An 834-nucleotide genomic window follows, 5' to 3' on the forward strand; every position below is an offset into this window, starting at 1 on the left:
AAGTAACAAAAGCTACTTGAGAGCTCGAACTCAGGCTACACAACTCGCACCAAGTAACAAAAGCTACTTGAGAGCTCCAACTCAAGCCCCACGGCCCTCACCAAGTAACAAAAGCTACTTGAGAACTCCAACTCAAGCTCCACGGCCCTCTCCAAGTAACAAAAGCTACTTGAGAGCTCCAACTCAAGCTACACTGCCCTCACCAAGTAACAAAAGTTACTTGAGAGCTCCAACTCAAGCTTCACGGCCCGCACCAAGTAACAAAAGCTACTTGAGCGCTCCAACTAGAGCTTCACGCTCCGCACCAAGTAGCTAAAGCTACTTGAGCGCTCCAACTAGAGCTTCACGCTCCGCACCAAGTAACAAAAGCTACTTGAGAGCTCGAAATCAAGCTTCGCAGCTCGCATCAAGTAGCTAAAGCTACTTGAGAGCTCGAACTCAGGCTACACAACTCGCACCAAGTAACAAAAGCTACTTGAGAGCTCGAAATCAAGCTTCGCAGCTCGCATCAAGTAACAAAAGCTACTTGAGAGCTCGAACTCAAGCTTCGCAGCTCGCATCAAGTAGCAAAAGCTACTTGAGAGCTTCAACTCAAGCCCCACAACTCGCACCAAGTAACAAAAGCTACTTGAGAGCTCGAACTCAGGCTACACAACTCGCATCAAGTAGCTAAAGCTACTTGAGAGCTCGAACTCAGGCTACACAACTCGCACCAAGTAACAAAAGCTACTTGAGAGCTCGAAATCAAGCTTCGCAGCTCGCATCAAGTAGCAAAAGCTACTTGAGAGCTTCAACTCAAGCTCCACAACTCGCACCAAGTAACAAAAGCTACTT

General features: G+C 47.7%; 1 protein-coding gene and 1 pseudogene. One reads left to right on the top strand and one right to left on the bottom strand.

Annotation, left to right across the window (positions count from 1 at the left end):
• Positions 1-316 (top strand): annotated as a pseudogene (locus CGZ75_RS25665) (hypothetical protein); the annotation flags it as partial.
• Positions 317-443: 127 nt separating this feature from the next.
• On the opposite strand, the gene CGZ75_RS25525 reads toward CGZ75_RS25665, so the two are convergent.
• On the bottom strand, positions 444-614 hold the full coding sequence (locus CGZ75_RS25525) for a hypothetical protein (RefSeq protein ID WP_176445011.1): 171 nt from the start codon (positions 612-614) through the stop codon (positions 444-446).
• Between the last annotated feature and the right edge of the window lie 220 nt (positions 615-834).

This window comes from Paenibacillus herberti (genome assembly GCF_002233675.1).
Lineage (GTDB): Bacteria > Bacillota > Bacilli > Paenibacillales > Paenibacillaceae > Paenibacillus_O > Paenibacillus_O herberti.